This is a genomic window from Streptomyces sp. NBC_00258 (assembly GCF_036182465.1).
In the GTDB taxonomy this organism is placed as follows: Bacteria; Actinomycetota; Actinomycetes; order Streptomycetales; family Streptomycetaceae; genus Streptomyces.
Window position 1 is genome coordinate 10,781,835 of record NZ_CP108081.1, and the last position, 15,558, is coordinate 10,797,392.

12 protein-coding genes are annotated in these 15,558 nt (G+C 71.0%); 7 read left to right on the forward strand and 5 right to left on the reverse strand.

Translation table 11 applies throughout. The annotated features are described in order from the left end of the window. Positions 1-7: 7 nt before the first annotated feature. From OG718_RS47895 to OG718_RS47905, 3 genes are all read right to left on the reverse strand, one after another. Positions 8-1,483, reverse strand: a complete 1,476-nt coding sequence (locus OG718_RS47895; protein ID WP_143633945.1) for an FG-GAP-like repeat-containing protein — start codon at positions 1,481-1,483, stop codon at positions 8-10. A 182-nt stretch (positions 1,484-1,665) separates the two neighbouring features. Then, positions 1,666-2,448, reverse strand: a complete 783-nt coding sequence (locus OG718_RS47900) for a class I SAM-dependent methyltransferase (RefSeq protein WP_328847149.1) — start codon at positions 2,446-2,448, stop codon at positions 1,666-1,668. Then, complete coding sequence (locus OG718_RS47905) at positions 2,445-3,683, reverse strand: epoxide hydrolase family protein (RefSeq protein ID WP_328847150.1); 1,239 nt, start codon at positions 3,681-3,683, stop codon at positions 2,445-2,447. The genes OG718_RS47900 and OG718_RS47905 overlap by 4 nt, the downstream gene beginning before the upstream one ends. Positions 3,684-4,006: 323 nt before the next feature. On the opposite strand from OG718_RS47905, the gene OG718_RS47910 reads away from it, so the two are divergent. Continuing rightward, complete coding sequence (locus tag OG718_RS47910; protein WP_143633951.1) at positions 4,007-4,489, forward strand: VOC family protein; 483 nt, start codon at positions 4,007-4,009, stop codon at positions 4,487-4,489. A 44-nt stretch (positions 4,490-4,533) separates the two neighbouring features. On the opposite strand, the gene OG718_RS47915 is transcribed toward OG718_RS47910, so the two are convergent. Beyond that, positions 4,534-6,306: an ABC transporter ATP-binding protein gene (locus OG718_RS47915; protein WP_328847151.1), complete on the reverse strand. Its 1,773-nt coding sequence runs from the start codon at positions 6,304-6,306 to the stop codon at positions 4,534-4,536. A gap of 225 nt (positions 6,307-6,531) precedes the next feature. Between OG718_RS47915 and OG718_RS47920 the strand changes: the two genes are divergently transcribed. The 6 genes from OG718_RS47920 to OG718_RS47945 all read left to right on the forward strand — a co-directional run bounded on the left by OG718_RS47920 (position 6,532) and on the right by OG718_RS47945 (position 14,517). Next, positions 6,532-8,115: an ABC transporter substrate-binding protein gene (locus OG718_RS47920; protein ID WP_143633955.1), complete on the forward strand. Its 1,584-nt coding sequence runs from the start codon at positions 6,532-6,534 to the stop codon at positions 8,113-8,115. Between the two features lie 2 nt (positions 8,116-8,117). After that, positions 8,118-9,074 carry an ABC transporter permease gene (locus OG718_RS47925; RefSeq protein WP_328847152.1) on the forward strand — a complete coding sequence of 319 codons (957 nt, stop codon included), beginning with the start codon at positions 8,118-8,120 and terminating at the stop codon, positions 9,072-9,074. Next, entirely contained in the window at positions 9,071-9,970 is a 900-nt protein-coding gene (locus OG718_RS47930; protein WP_143633959.1) for an ABC transporter permease, read from the forward strand. The genes OG718_RS47925 and OG718_RS47930 overlap by 4 nt, the downstream gene beginning before the upstream one ends. After that, a complete protein-coding gene (locus OG718_RS47935; RefSeq protein WP_328847153.1) occupies positions 9,970-11,703 on the forward strand; it encodes an ABC transporter ATP-binding protein in 1,734 nt (577 codons plus the stop codon). Before OG718_RS47930 ends, OG718_RS47935 begins: the two co-directional genes overlap by 1 nt. Before the next feature lie 145 nt (positions 11,704-11,848). Next, complete coding sequence (locus OG718_RS47940) at positions 11,849-13,870, forward strand: CocE/NonD family hydrolase (RefSeq protein ID WP_328847154.1); 2,022 nt, start codon at positions 11,849-11,851, stop codon at positions 13,868-13,870. Then, on the forward strand, positions 13,837-14,517 hold the full coding sequence (locus OG718_RS47945; protein ID WP_143633965.1) for a TetR/AcrR family transcriptional regulator: 681 nt from the start codon (positions 13,837-13,839) through the stop codon (positions 14,515-14,517). Before OG718_RS47940 ends, OG718_RS47945 begins: the two co-directional genes overlap by 34 nt. Before the next feature lie 50 nt (positions 14,518-14,567). Here OG718_RS47945 and OG718_RS47950 read toward each other — a convergent pair whose 3' ends face one another. Continuing rightward, positions 14,568-15,530 (reverse strand): SGNH/GDSL hydrolase family protein, encoded by a 963-nt coding sequence (locus OG718_RS47950; RefSeq protein WP_143633967.1) that lies wholly within the window; start codon positions 15,528-15,530, stop codon positions 14,568-14,570. Between the last annotated feature and the right edge of the window lie 28 nt (positions 15,531-15,558).

Below are 15,558 nucleotides of genomic sequence, written 5' to 3' on the forward strand. Positions count from 1 at the left end.
CGGCGGACTACTCGTCGATCGCCGCGCCGAAGGCCGCGCCCAGGTGCGGCGCGCCGAGGGTGTCGGCGCCGTACGTCCACGAACCCGCGGCCGTGATGCCGCCCGCGCCGGCCGACATCACCCAGACGAACCCGTCACCGGCGTTCTCGCCGGGCGCCGAGGCCAGCAGTCCGAAGCGGCCGTCCTTGTTGGGGTCGGTGAGACGGACCTGGCCGCCCCACTTGTCGCCCTTCTCGGGGACGCCGGACACGTCCGCGGAGTCCTGGTCCCAGGACTTCGCGCCCGTAGCGGTCAGTCCGGCGGCCGCGCCGCGCAGCACCCACACCGCGCCCGCGTCGGCGACCGTGCCGATGTCCTCACCGGCCGCGCCGATCGCCACGTCCGCAAACCCGTCGCCGTCCGTGTCCGCGACGGAGAGGTCCGTGCCCCAGCCGTCCCCGCGCTCGGCGGTACCGGGGACGCCGGGGGAGTCCTGCGTCCACCACTGGACCTCGTCCGCGGGCCCGTTCTCGCCGCCGTAGCGCACGCCGACCAGACCGCCGGTGAGCGTCTCGCCGCCGTCGTCGGGGGAGTTCGGCTCGCCGGTCACCAGGTCGTCGTAGCCGTCGTTGTTGATGTCCCCGGAGGCGGCTTCCGTGCCACCGCGTACATCCCGCTCGTACTTGAGCCCGTCGGCGTTTCCGGACAGGTACGTGGACCAGCCGTGGCCGGACTCGTCGCCGACCGTCACGCCCGAGACGACCAGGTCGGCGTATCCGTTGTCGTCGTAGTCGCCCGTGGTCAGCGACTTGGGCAGGATGTGGCGCTGCTGGGCCCGTGCGGAGAGCGGGGTCGACGACCGCTCTTGGAGTTCCTTCCGTGAGCTGGGTGCGGCGGTGCCGTAGCTGAACAGCTCCAGGTCGTAGTGGTCGAGCACGACGAGCAGGTCGCCCGGCGTCTCGTCCGTGAAGTGCGCCGCGGCGAGCCCGACGCCGAACCGCTCGCCCGCTGTGGGCTCCTCGGTCTCCAGCCAGTCGCTTGCGGCCCCGGCGAGCCCCGCCTTCGAGCCCCACAGAATCGCCGCGCCACCCGCGTCGGCGAGGGTCCCGATGTCCTCGCCGGGGATGCCGACGATCGCGTCGTCGTACCCGTCACCGTCCAGGTCACCGGTCGCGACCGCCTTGCCGAACGCGTCCCCCGCCTCGGCGGCGCCCGCGACACCGGCCGTGGACTGGCTGAACCGCGCGACGTCGCTCGTCCCGATGCCCCTCGACGAGCCGTACTGCACGGTCACGAGACCGGCACCCTTCTTGCCGCTGACGGTCGCCCCGGGCGCACCCACCAGCACGTCCTCGTACCCGTCGCCGTTGAAGTCGCTGTTGCGGTCGTCGGCGTGCGTCCCGCCCGGTGTTCCGGCGTACGCGGACGGGGCGGCGGCGATCCCCAGACCAGCCACGAGAAGAAATGACGCCGCGGCCAGAGCGGCGGAACGGTTCTTGCGCATGAATTCGGCTCCTGACGAAAAGGACGGCCGGGCAGCGCGGGGGTGTCCGGAAAGGGCCCGTTCCTTATCCGGCGCACTGTTTGACACCGGATGGTGCCCAAGGGTTGTACGGGATTTTCCACAGGCGGATGCTCGCGCGTAGCGCGGACTCTCCGACCCGGACGACCCGGACGACGCGTCGGTCAGTGGTCCCCCCGCCGCCGCACCAGGATCAGCTCGTGCAGGTATCGCTTCGTGACGCTGCCTCCGTGGCGGGTGTCGATCAGCTCACGGATGCCGTCCAACAGGCCCTTGCGGGCGGCCGGTTCCAGCGCGCGGTGGTTCGAGTACGTCAGCAGGAGGTCGGTGTAGGCCTGGGTGGTGTACGTGATCTCCTGTGGGTACCGGAGCGACGTGACCCGGCCGAGCACCTCGAACTCCCTTGTGTCCGTGGCTGTTTCGGCGTCGGTCGACTGCCGCAGGCCGGGCGGCGTGGCCGGATCCCAGCGTTCGTAGCAGTCCTGTACCTCGACGAAGAAGTCACGGCTGCCGCCCGCCGTGTGGTGCGTGGTGACGAGGGCCAGCGTCCCGTCCGGGCCAAGCGCGTCCGCCACCTTGGTGAGTCGCGTCGCGGGGTCGAGCCAGTGGAACGACGTCGCGGCCACCATCAGGTCGAACGGCTCCCGGGGCAGCGGCCATTGCTCGAAATCAGCCACCTCGACGTGCGCCCGAGGGAAGGCCCGCAGGTTGCGCCGCGCCACCGCGGCCATCGACGGACCCAGCTCCACGGCGGTGACGTGACAGCCCAACCCGGCGAGGGGCACGGTCATCTGGCCGGTTCCGGGGCCGAATTCGAGGACCCGGCTGTCCGCGTCGAGGCCCACGTGTGCGGCCAACGCCCGGACCAGGGCGGGTGGATAGGAGGGTCGCGCCCGGTCGTACAGTTCGGCATCCTCGTCGAAGATGCCACGCAGTGAACGGGTCATGCGGCGCCGCCGACCCGAACGCTCCGCTCGCCTCCGTCACTTCGGTCCTTCCGCAGCTCACGGAAGAACGCCCGGACGTCCCCGACGAGCAGATCCGGCTCCTCCATCGCCGCGAAGTGCCCGCCCCGGTCGAACTCCGTCCACCGCACGATGTTCTCCGTGCGGTCCGCGACGTGCCGCAGCGGGATGAAGTTGTCCTGGGGGAAGACGGCGAGCGCGGTGGGTGCCGTCGACGGCTGCACGGGTTCGCCCCAACCGTCCGCGTGAGCCCGCTCGTAGTAGATCCGCGCGGACGAACCGGCCGTCCCGGTCAGCCAGTACAGCATCACGTTCGTGAGCAGCTGGTCCCGGTCCACGGCGTCCTCGGGACTGTCGTTCGAGTCCGTCCACTCCTTGAACTTCTCGACGATCCAGGCGAGTTGGCCGACCGGCGAGTCGGTGAGCGCGTAGGAGAGTGTCTGCGGCCGGGTCATCTGGACGGCGGCGTACCCCAGTCGCTCGCGGGTCCACTCCTCGTTGCGCCGCCACGAGGCGAGTGTGTTCTGACGCTCCCGCGGGCTCAGCGCGGACAGCTCCTCGGGAGTCGGCTCGGCGCTCGCGTGGGCGCCCGGCAGGAGGTTCAGATGGACGCCGGTCACCCGGTCGGGGAAGGCACGGCCGAGCTCGCGGGAGATCCCCGCTCCCCAGTCGCCGCCCTGCGCGCCGAAGTGCCGGTAGCCGAGCCGGTCCATCAGCTCGGCGAACGCGGCGCCGACCCGCCTGAGCTCCCAGCCCGTGTCCCGCGTGGGCCCCGACAGACCGAACCCCGGAATGCTCGGCACCACCACATGGAAGGCGTCGGCCGGGTCACCGCCGTGGGCGCGCGGATCGGTCAGCGGCCCGACCACGTCGAGGAACTCGACGAGCGAGCCCGGCCAGCCGTGGGTGATGATCAGTGGCGTCGCGTCCGGTTCGGGTGAGCGGATGTGCGCGAAGTGGACGTTCGTCCCGTCGATCGTCGTCGTGAACTGGGGCCACTCGTTGAGCCGTGCCTCGGCCGCCCGCCAGTCGTACGTGTGCCGCCAGTACCGCACGAGCTCCTTCAGATAGTCGCGCGGCACCCCGTACTCCCAGCCCACGCCCGGCAATTCGTCCGGCCAGCGGGTGAGGTCGAGGCGCGCGTGCAGATCGTCGAGGTCGGACTGGGGGATGTCGAGGACGAAAGGCCGGATCGTGTCGTCGTGCGGGGAGGTCATGGCGGGCCATGCTAGTTCGGCACCGGCATCCGGGCGCGTGAATAAAAGCCGTGGTCACCGGCCGGTCGGGCGGTCGGGCGGGGAGGCCGCCGGGTTCGCCGAGCGGGCCGACCGCCTGTCCTCGTCGCGACGGCCGCGCCGACTCCCGCGGCATGGCCGTGCCGGCCTTTCCGTGCCAGGGCCGCCCGTGTGGAGGCCGCCCGCGACGGCCGGGCGCCGGCCCCCGGAGTCACCCACCCGGACCGGCTTTCCGGGCCACCGATGAGTTTTCGCACGAGGATCCGTCTACACAGGTGACAGCGTTCCCGCCTCAGGAGGTACCCATGACCACCGACGGATTCACCACGTGCCTTTGGTTCGACGGCCAGGCCGAGGAGGCCGCGAACTTCTACGTCTCGGTCTTCAAGAACTCCCGCATCGGCACGATCCTCCGCTACAGCGAGGTAGGGCACGGCGAGCCCGGGACCGTACTGACCGTCGAGTTCGAGGCCAACGGCCAGAAGTTCTACGCCCTCAACGGCGGCCCGCAGTTCAAGTTCAACGAGGCCATCTCCTTCGAGATCCGCTGTGACGACCAGGCCGAGGTGGACCATTACTGGAAGACGCTGACAGAGGGCGGCGGCGAGGAGGGTCCCTGCGGCTGGCTGAAGGACAGGTTCGGCGTCTCCTGGCAGGTCACCCCTGCCCGGCTGGTCGAGATGATCAGCGACCCGGACCAGCAGAAGGCGGATCGAGCCATGCAGGCGATGCTCAAGATGGGCAAGATCGACGTCGCCGAACTGGAGAAGGCCTACGCGGGCGAGTGAGGCGACCGGCACGGCGGCCGGCCACCTCCTCGTGACCCACCGGCTCAGGCGAGCTGGCCGCTGTGCAGTGCGGTGTACACACCCCCGCGCTCCAGCAACTCCTCGTGCGACCCGATTTCCCGTACGGCACCGTCCCCCATCACCACGATCCGGTCCGCACCCCGGATCGTCGACAGCCGGTGCGCCACCACGAAGGTGGTGCGCCCGCGCATGAGCCGGGCCAGTGCCTGCTGCACGAGCGCCTCCGACCGCGTGTCCAGCGCGGACGTCGCCTCGTCCAGGATGAGCACCCGCGGATTGCGGATGAGTGCCCGCGCGATGGCCAGCCGCTGCCGCTGTCCGCCCGAGAGCCGCGCCCCGTGCTCGCCCACCACGGTGTCGAGCCCGCGCGGCAGCCGGTCGACGAACTCCAGCGCGTTGGCGTCCCGCAGTGCCGCACGCACGGTCGCCTCGTCGGCGTCCGCGTCGTCCATGCCGTACGCCACGTTCTCCCGCACGGTCCCGTCGAACAGGATCGACTCCTGCGGCACGACCGACACGAAACGCCGGTACGTCCGCAGGTCCAGCGTGTTCATGTCGGCCCCGTCCAGCAGCATCCGGCCCGAGGTCGGCCGGATGAACCCGATGACGAGACTGAGCACCGTGGACTTCCCGGCGCCCGAGGCGCCGACGAGCGCGATGGTCTCGCCCGGCGCGACGGACAGGTCGAAGTCCCGTACGGCGGGGCGGCCGGCGTCCTCGTACGCGAAGCCCACGCCCTCGAACTCCACGGCACCGCGCAGCGAGTCGAGCCGCGCCTTGCCCTCGTTGTCCTCCAGCTCGGGTGCCTGGAGCACCTCGCCGACGGACCGCACGGACTCCAGGCCCTTGGTGATGACCGGAGCCAGGCCCGCCAGGGTGGTCGTGGAGTTGGTCAGCGTGGTGAGGAACGCGCTGAGCATGACGACGTCACCGGGGGAGACGCCCCAGACGCCGTAGTACGAGACCAGCGCCGCCGCGGTCAGGAAGAGCACCCCGATCACGTTCAGGAACACCCAGGCCAGCGAGGCGAAGCGTCCGTTGAGCAGGTCCAGGCGCAGCCCGGAGTTGAGCACCTTCCTCAGCGTGCCGTCCATGCGCCGCAGGGCCTTGCCCTCCAGACCGTGGGCGCGGGTGACGGGGATCAGCCGGGTCATCTCGGTCACCCGTGAGGACAGATGCTCGACCTCGTGGCGGAAGTCCTCGTTGTGCGTGCGCAGCCGGGTCCGCAGCCGCGCGACGAGCAGCGCCGCCACGGGGACCACGAGCAGGAACACGGGTACGAACTCGGGAGTGCGGATCGCGATGATGACGAGCCCGCCCGTGAGCACGGTGACCGCACCGAGCCCGGTCTCGGCGGTCTGCTGCGCCATCTGCTCGACCGTCTCCACGTCCCGCACGACCTTGACCTGGAGGACGCCCGCGCTGACGCGTGAGTGGTAGCCGATGGAGAGCTGCTGCATGCGTGTGCACAGGGATGATCTGAGGGCCGTGCCCATGCGGCGCACGCTGCCGTACAGGAGCCGTACGTACAGCAGGTGCAGGGGCATGTTGATCAGCAGGATGAAGAGGATGAATCCGGCGCTCAGCCACAGCCGGCCGACCGGTCCGTGCTGGACGACCGTGTCGATGATGGACGCCGTGACCAGGGGCAGCAGCCAGATCGGGCTGTGCTTGACCGTGAACACGGCGAACGCGGCGGTGATCCGCCAGCGGTCGGCGCGGAACAGGTAGACGAGGGTGCGGACGGGGTGCTCGCCGCGATAGCGGTGGTCGAGCGGTTTCTCCCACGAGGCCATGGTGGCCTTCCCTCCCCAGGGAGTGGCGGATGTGGCAAGCGCTTTCTTCCCTTGCCCTCATCACCTACACCCGGCGCGGCCGGGCTTCCCCAGGCCGCGTAACGGCTCGGTTTCCCCGGTTAATTTCCGCGTTCCGAGGGTTGGCGCGGAGCTGTCGGCTGGTTATCGTTCACGCACTTCACTCAATCGTTCCGCTGAACGAATAGCGAGAAGGACGGTCGGTCCATGCCCGACATCCACCACCCAGGACGGCGCTCCGTCCTCGCCGCGGCCACGGCGGGCGCCGCGTCGCTCGGTGCGTCCTGGCTGCTCACCGGCTGCACGGGCGCCTCGGCCGCTCCCGCGCTGCCCACGGACGCGAAGGGGGGTACCCCCGACCGCGGCGGCACCCTCCGTATCGCCCGGCCGCCCGCCTCCGACGCCGAGACCCTCGACCCGGCGAGCGCCCTGTCCGCGTACGAGTACCTGGGCGCCCTCTACAACCGCCTCGTCCGCGTCGGCGCCAACGGCGGCCTGGTCCCCGACCTCGCCGAGTCCTGGGAACCGGACGCCAAGGCGCGCACCTGGACCTTCCGCATCCGCACGGGCGTCACCTTCCACGACGGACGGAAACTCACCTCCGCCGACGCCGCGTACACCCTGCGCCACATCCTCGCCAAGGAGACCGCGTCCCCGCAGGCGGCCGTCCTCGCTCCGCTCATCGACCCCGGGAAGCTGCGCACTCCCGACGCCCGCACGCTCGTCGTGCCGCTCAAGACCCCCAACGCGGAGTTCCCGAGCCTCCTCACCCACTACAACTGCTATGTCATCCCCGACGGCAGCGCCCGCGGCATCGGCCGCACGGGCATCGGCACCGGCCCCTTCAAACTGGAGTCGTTCACGCCCGCGGGCCCCGGACGGATCACCGCGTACGAGGAGCACTGGGGCGGCCGCCCGGTCCTGGACGCCATCGACTTCTACTCCGTCGCCGACATGTCCGCCCGCTCCAACGCCCTGCTGGCCGGGCAGGTCGACCTCCTCTCGCAGACCAACCTCGACTTCGCGACCGCCCGCGTCGTCGCCGCCTCCGACCGCGCCACGATCGCCCGCGTCGAGAACGCCCAGTGGTACGTGCTGCCGATGCTGACGACCGAGAAGCCCTTCACCGACGTACGCGTCCGCCAGGCGATGAAGCTCGCATACGACCCCGAGCACGTCGTGAAGGTCGCGCTGCAGGGCGCGGGCACGGCCGGCTGGGACAACCCCGTGCCGCCGAGCGACCCCGCCCACATCACCGCGCACCCGGAGCACGACCCGGAACAGGCCCGGCACCTGCTGAAGAAGGCAGGTCACGAGGGCCTCACCGTCGACCTCTACACGTCCTCGTACGACCCGGTCTTCACGCCCATGGCACTCGCCTACCAGGACTCGGCCCGGCGGGCCGGGATCCGGATCCGGGTGAAGACGGCCTCGGCGGACTCGTACTACACGCAGATCTGGATGAAGAAGCCGCTCATGGCCACCTACTGGTACACCGGCAGGCCCGTCGACCAGCTCTTCACCCAGGTCTTCCGCAGCGGCTCCTCGTACAACGAGACCGCCTGGTCCGACAAGAAGTTCGACGCGTTGCTCGACCGGGCCCGGCAGGAGACCGACGACGAGCGGCGGCGCGAACTGTACGGCGAGGCGCAGACCTTCGTCGTCGAGAAGGGCGGGGCGATGACCCCGATGTTCGCCGACCGACTCGTCGGCATCTCGCGCAAGGTACGCGGATACGCCGAGCACGGCTTCGAGTTCGACTACCTCGGCATCGGTCTGAAGGGGGCCTGAGCATGTTCTCCTTCGTAGCCCGCAGAGCGGGCGCCGCCATCGGCACGCTGTTCCTCTCCTCCGTCCTCGTCTTCCTCGCCGTACAGGCCCTGCCCGGAGACGTCGCCACCCAGGTCCTCGGCAAGGACGCGACCCCGGACGCCGTCTCCGCCCTCCGCGAGAAACTGAAACTCGACCAGCCCGCCTGGGAGCGGTACATCGACTGGATCGGCGGGGCCCTGCACGGCGACTTCGGCCTCTCCCTCGTGTCCGGCAAGGCGGTCGGCGGCGAAGTCGGCCTGTACCTCGGCAACTCCGCGCTCATCGCCCTGGTGACCGTCCTCTTCGCCGTCACCGGCTCGATCGTCCTCGGCATCCTCGCCGGCCTGTACCGCGACCGCTGGCCGGACCATCTGATCTCCACGGTCAGCCTGATCGGGATGAGCGTCCCCGAGTTCGTCGTCGCCACCGTCCTGGTGCTCTGCTTCTCGGTCGCCCTGCCGTGGTTCCCCGCGGTCGTCCTGTACGGCCCCGAGGCGAGCGTCGGCCAACTCATGCCCGCCGTATGGCTTCCAGCCCTCGCGCTCGCCGTCGTCATGGCCGCGTACATCGTCCGGATGGCCCGCACCTCCGTCATCGACGTCATGGCGAGCGAGTACGTCACCACGGCCCGGCTCAAGGGCCTGTCGACCTGGCGGGTCGTCACCCAGCACGCGCTGCCCAGCGCCCTGCTTCCGACGCTGCACGTCATCGCGCTGAACGTCGCCTGGCTGGCCGGTGGGGTCGCGGTCGTCGAGAACGTCTTCAACTATCCGGGCATCGGCAAGCTGATGCTCGCCTCGGTGCAGAACCGGGACCTGCCCGTCATCCAGGCCATCGCACTGATCAGCGCGGTCGTGTACGTCGTCTGCAACCTCGCCGCCGACCTCGGCGCCATGGCCCTCAACCCCAAGCTCCGTACGCGCGGGAGGACCCGATGACCACCCTCGACACCCCGGCGCCGGCACCCGCCGTTCCCGTGGCACCACCCTCCGCCGTGGCCCGGGCCTGGCGAACGCTGCGTTCCTCGCGGGCGGCCACCATCGGCCTCGCGATCGTCGCCGTCCACGTCCTGGTCGCACTCCTCGCACCGGTCCTCACCTCGTACGACCCCATCGCCAACAACGCCGACCAGGCGCTGCTCGGACCGAGCGGGGAACACTGGGCAGGGACCGACCAGTACGGCCGTGACGTACTGGCACGCGTCCTGTACGGCGGCCGGTACGCCATCGGCGTCTCCGTCGCCGCGACGCTCGTGACGCTGCTGATCGGCACGGTCGTGGGATGCGCCGCGGCCCTGCGCGGCGGCTGGTTCGACGACGTGCTGGGCCGGGTCCTCGACGCCGTCCTCTCCGTGCCGCCGGTCCTGGCGCTGCTGGTCATCGTCACCGCGCTGGGCACGGGCCCCGCGGTCATCGTCCTCGCGATCGCCGTCGTGTACGTCCCACAGGTCGTACGCGTCGTGCGCGGCGCCGCGCTGGCGGTCGTGCCCAACGACTACGTCACCGCGGCGCGGGCCAGGGGCGAGTCCACGTGGGCGATCCTCCGACGCGAGGTCCTGCCGAACATCACCGACGTCGTCTGCGTCGAGTTTGCCATGCGGGCCTCCTGGGTCGTACTGCTGATCTCCTCGCTGTCCTTCCTCGGCTTCGGCGCCGATCCGCCCACCCCGGACTGGGGTCTGATGGTCGCCGAGAACCGCACCGCCATCACCGTCGTGCCGATGGCGAGCCTCGCACCGATCATCGCCCTCGCCACATTCGTGGTGGGGCTCAACCTCGCGGCCGACGGCCTGTCCAAGGCGTGGGGCGTCGACCGGACAAGGGAGGGGTCCTGATGACCGCGATCGTCTCCGTCACCGAGTTGTCGGTGGCCTATCGCTCGGGCGGACGCGATGTGCCCGTCGTGCGTGAAGTCTCCCTCGACGTGCTGCCCGGGCAGACCCACGCCCTGGTCGGCGAGTCGGGCAGTGGCAAGTCGACCGTCGCGGCGACACTGCTGGGGCACCTCCGGCACGGGTCGCGGGTCACGGGCGGTTCGGTGTGGGTCGACGGGGCCGACGTGTTCGCCCTGCCCGCAAGGGAGTTGAGGCGCCTGCGGGGCGGGACCGTGGCCATGGTCGCGCAGAACGCGGGCCAAGCGCTCACCCCCTCCATGCGGATCGGACGGCAGATCGCGGAGGTGGGGGGCGACGTTCCCGTCGTGGATCTCCTCGAACAGGTCCGGCTGCCCCGCCCCGCCGAACTCGCCCGCCGCTACCCGCACGAGCTCTCCGGCGGCCAGCAGCAGCGCGTCGCCATCGCCATGGCCATCGCCGCCCGCCCGAAGGTCCTCGTCCTCGACGAACCGACGACCGGGCTCGACGTCATCACCCAGCGCGGTGTCCTCGACCTGATCGGAGCGCTCCGCGACGAACTCGGCCTCGCCGCCGTGCTGGTGAGCCACGACCTCGGCGTCGTGGCCCACATGGCCGACGAGGTGACCGTGTTGCGGTCCGGGCGAGTCGTGGAGGCCGCGCCCACCGCTGTGTTGTTCACCGCGCCCCAGGACCCGTACACCAGACGGCTGTTGGCGAGTGTGCCTCGGCTCGACGACGAGGGGCTCGCGCTGGTGGGGGCGGCGGGGGAGCGGGAGGTACGGCCGAGGGCCGTCGTGTCCGGCGACGCGCCCGTCGCCGTCTGCGCACGGGACGTCACGATCGACTACGGGTCCGCGCGTGCCGTGGACGGTGTCTCCTTCGACGTCCGGCGCGGTGAAGTCCTCGCCCTCGTGGGGGAGTCGGGCAGCGGCAAGTCCACGCTCGCCTGGACCCTCGCGGGGCTGCGGACCCCGTCCGGCGGCACGATGACCCATGAGTCGGGCGGTGAGAAGACGGGGGACCACGGGTCGGGCGACCTCGCCCGGCCCGCCGGGAAACGGCCGTTGTCGCTCCGGCGGCGGGTTCAGCTCGTGTTCCAGAACGCCGACACGTCGTTGAATCCGCGTCGCTCGGTGGGTGACGCGGTGCGGCGGCCGTTGCGGTTCTTCGGCACGGCGGGTTCGCGGGCGGAGGCCGCCGTGCGGGCTCGGCAGCTCATCTCCGACGTGCGTCTCGATCCCGCTCTCGCCGAGCGGTTGCCCGCGCAGCTCTCCGGTGGCCAGCGGCAGCGGATCGGGATCGCGCGGGCGCTCGCCGGTGAGCCGGATGTGCTGATCGCGGACGAGATCACCACGGCGTTGGACGTGTCCGTCCAGGCCGATGTGCTGCGGCTGCTCGACGATCTGCGGCGGGAGCGGGAGTTGGCCTGCCTGTTCATCAGCCATGACCTGGCGGTCGTGCGAGGGCTTGCCGACCGGGTGGTTGTGCTGCGGCACGGGGTTGTGGTGGAGGAGGGGCCCACGGAGGCCGTGTTCTCCGCGCCCGGGCATCCGTACACCCGGCAGTTGATGGCCGCCGTGCTCGAGCCTTCGCCGGGGGCGGGGTCTGTTGTCGACGGTGTCGAGGACTGGGCTGACGCCGCGGAGCCGGACGATCTGTGGATCGACCGGGGGGACGGGCATCGGGTTCGGCGGTGGGAGGGGGTGGGCTAGGGGATTTCGCCTCCGCCGCCCTTACCCGTCCCCGTCACTACTCGGGGGCGCAGCCCCCAGAAGGGACGGGAACGGGTAGGGGCGGCGGGGGCGAGAACCCTCCTCAACCCGCCGCTCGCCGCAAGCGATACGCACAAGGAGACCCGTGAAATACCGCGAGCACTTCGACCGGCAGGTCACGCGTGAGGACGTCTGGATCCCCACCCGGGACGGGCGCACGCACCTGCACGCCCGAATCTGGCGCCCGACCGACGCCGAGGCAGAACCCGTGCCCGCCCTCCTCGAATACCTCCCGTACCGCAAGACCGACTGGACCGCCCCCCGCGACGCCCAACGCCACCCCTGGTACGCCGGCCACGGCTACGCGTCCGTACGCGTGGACATCCGAGGCCACGGGGACAGTGAGGGAACCCCCGGCGACGAGTACGACGCACAGGAACTCGCGGACGGCGTGGACGTCGTCAACTGGCTTGCCGAGCAGCCCTGGTGCACCGGCAAGGTCGGCATGTTCGGCATCTCGTGGGGCGGTTTCAACTCCCTCCAGATCGCCGCCCTCGCCCCCGAACCGCTGAAGGCGATCGTCACGGTCTGTTCGACGGACGACCGGTACGACAACGACGTGCACTACACGGGCGGCGCCGTCCTCGGCATCGACATGCTCGCCTGGGCGGGCACGATGCTGGCGTTCGCGGCCCGCCCGCCGGACCCGACGAGCGTCGGGAAGGACCGCTGGCTGCCGATGTGGCGCGAGCGCCTCGAAGCGCTCGACCCCTTCCTGCACACCTGGCTGGCACACCAGCAACGCGACGACTACTGGCGGCACGGCAGCGTCTGCGAGGACTACACGGCGATCGACGCGGCGGTCCTGGCCGTCGGCGGCTGGAACGACCCCTACCGCGACACCGTGCTGCGGCTCGTGGAACACCTGCCGGACGACCGCGTACGGGGGATTGTCGGGCCCTGGTCGCATCAGTATCCGGACCGCGGCCTGCCGCCCGGTCCGGCGATCGGGTTCCTCCAGGAGACTCTGCGCTGGTGGGACCAGCACCTGAAGGGCGAGGACACCGGCGTCATGCGCGAGCCCAAACTCCGCGCCTGGCTGAACGACCCGGTCCCGCCCGCCACTTCGTACGACGAGATGCCCGGACGATGGGTGGGTGACGTGAACTGGCCCTCGCCGTCCGTCAGTTGGGACGAGCGGTCGCTCGGGGACACCGCCGCCCCCGTCCTCGTACGCTCGCCGCAGCACACCGGTCTCGATGCAGGCCGCTTCTTCCCGTTCGGCAACGCGAGCGATCTGCCGCCCGACCAGCGGGAGGAGGACGGCCGTTCGGTCTGCTTCGACTCCGTGCCGCTGGACGGGAGGGTGGAGATCCTGGGGCGCCCGCGCGTCCGGCTCCGTCTGGACAGCGCGACACCGCGCGCCCACGTCATCGCCCGCGTGTGCGACGTCGCGCCCGACGGCTCGTCCACACTCGTCACCCGTGGCGTTCTCAACCTGCTGAGCAGGCATGGGCGCGACCGTGCCGTGGAGTGGACCCCGGGCACGTACGAGACCGTGGAGTTCGAGCTCAACGGCATCGGGTACGCCTTCCCGCCCGGCCACCGCATCAGGGTCGCCGTCTCGGACACGTACTGGCCCTGGGTGTGGCCGCACGGCGAGCGCGGCCGGCTGACAGTGCTTCCCGCCGACAGCGCGCTGCTCCTGCCCGTACGCGATCCCGCGTCGGATGACGACGAGGGCCGGGCGCCCATTCGTTTCGAGGAACCCGAGCAGGCCCCGCCGCTGCCCGTCACCCATGAGCGGCCCACCGAGGCGACACCGGAGCGGCTGGTGACGTACGACGTGGCGAAGGGCGAGTGGACACTGGAGGTCGATCCCAACTACGGCGGATCGCGGATCTATCCGGACGGGCTGCGCTACGAGGAGAGCGCACGCGAGACGTACCGGATACGGGCCGACGATCCGCTGTCGGCGCGGGCCGTCTCCGAGTGGACGATCCGGCTGAGGCGCGGCGACGACTGGGACGCTGAGATCATGACGCGTACGGAGCTGCGGGCCACGGCCACGGAGTTCATCATGGACAGTCGCATGGAGACACGGGCGGACGGAGAGACAGTGGTCAAGCGCGCATGGCACCGCACCATCCCGAGGACGTCGGCGTGAAGGCCGCGAAGACGCCCCGCCGTGCCGTCGCCGCCGCCGACCGCACCCGCCAGCCCACCGAGGTCCGCCGCCGGCTCATCGTGGAGGCGGCCGTACCGCTCATCGCGGAGCGCGGGTACGCGTCCGTGGGGGTGCGGGACGTCGCCGCCGCGGCCGGGGTGTCGGTGGGTACGGTCACCTACCACTTCGGCAGCGTGCAGGAGATCCTCTCCGAAGCGATGGTGATGCACATCGAGCGCTACTACGCGGCGCTGAACGAGGCCGCCGAGCAGGCCGCCGGCAGCGGTGAGGCGCTGCGGCTGCTGATCGACGCGCTGTTCACGGAGGACACCGACCGGCACTGGCGCATGTGGTTCGACTACTGGAGCGCGGGTGACCGGGACCAGGACCCCGAGCAGGCCTTCGCGAGCGGCCAGGCCAAGCGGTACGAGGACTGGCACAGCCAGATCCGCGCCCTGGTCGAACGGGGCGTCGCCGACGGGGAGTTCGTCTGCGCGGACCCGGCCGGCTTCACCGTCCGCTTCGCCGCCCTCTCCGACGGACTGGCCCTCCAGCGGCTGCGCCAGTCGCCCGAACTGAGCACGGAGGACGCCCGTCGGCATCTGTACCGGCTGGTCGAGTCCGAGCTCCGGACGGGCGGCCAGTAGCGCTTCGTGAGTTCCTGACTCCGGTTCGCGTCGGGAGGTGCGGCCGCAGGTCAGTTCAGCTGTGCGGCCACGGCACCGGTGATCGCCCGGGTGATGCGCAGGATGCCGGGGGAGCGGACCGGGCAGGGCTTGGGTGTCGAGGTGGTCGGTGCCATGCAGAAGTGCAGGTAGTCGTCGTCGCGGTGCAGGGCGGTCCGGCTGCTGCCCGGCTGGGTGCAGTACGGCGTGTGCTCGCGTTCGTACGCGGTGCACGGCAGGTACTGGGTCCAGGTGTAGCGGGCCGAGGCCGGGCTCACCGCCTTGCCGGCGTCCGCGAGCAGGTCCCCGGAGGCGGCGGCCTGCCGTTCGTAGATCGTGTTGACGCGGCGGACGCGGTCGGGCGTCATGGGGTCCGGGCCCTGGAGCACCCAGACGACCTTCGGCCGGTCCCCGCCCGCCGCGCCCGCGATCTGGTCGGTCAGCCGCCGCGCGTCGGCGGTGTAGCGCGCGAAGTACTTGTCCCGTGCCTTGTCGTAGGCGATGCCGTCCATGCACGGCGTGTAGTCCCACGCGTTGCCCCAGAACTGCAGCACCACGAAGTCCGGCCGCAGCGTACGCACCAGCGCGGCGGCCTTGTCCTTCGGCGGGACGAGGGAGTCCTCGCCCGTGCCCTCCAGGTAGTCGCAGAGGGTGGTGCCCGAGTAGGGGGCGCTGGTGTAGCGCGCCTTCAACTCGTCGCGCATCAGGCCGCCGAGGACCTTCTGGTTCTCCATGGCGAGGGAGTCGCCGAGGTAGAGGACGGTGGGGCGGGCGCGGTGTGAGGGCGCACTGGCCCCGGTGCCGGTCTTGGCCTCGCCGGCGGTCTCGGCGTCGGACTCGGCTTCGGGGGTGGCGGCCGGCCGCTGATGCGTGGTCGAGGATGCCTTGGGCGCCGAGGGGACGGATGCCGCGGACTCGGGTCCGGACGAGGGGTCCCCGCACGCGCCGAGCAGCAGTAACCCGGCCAGCACCCCGACCATCCACGGCTTGCGCATACGGCAACTCCCGCCCTGGCCACCGAAA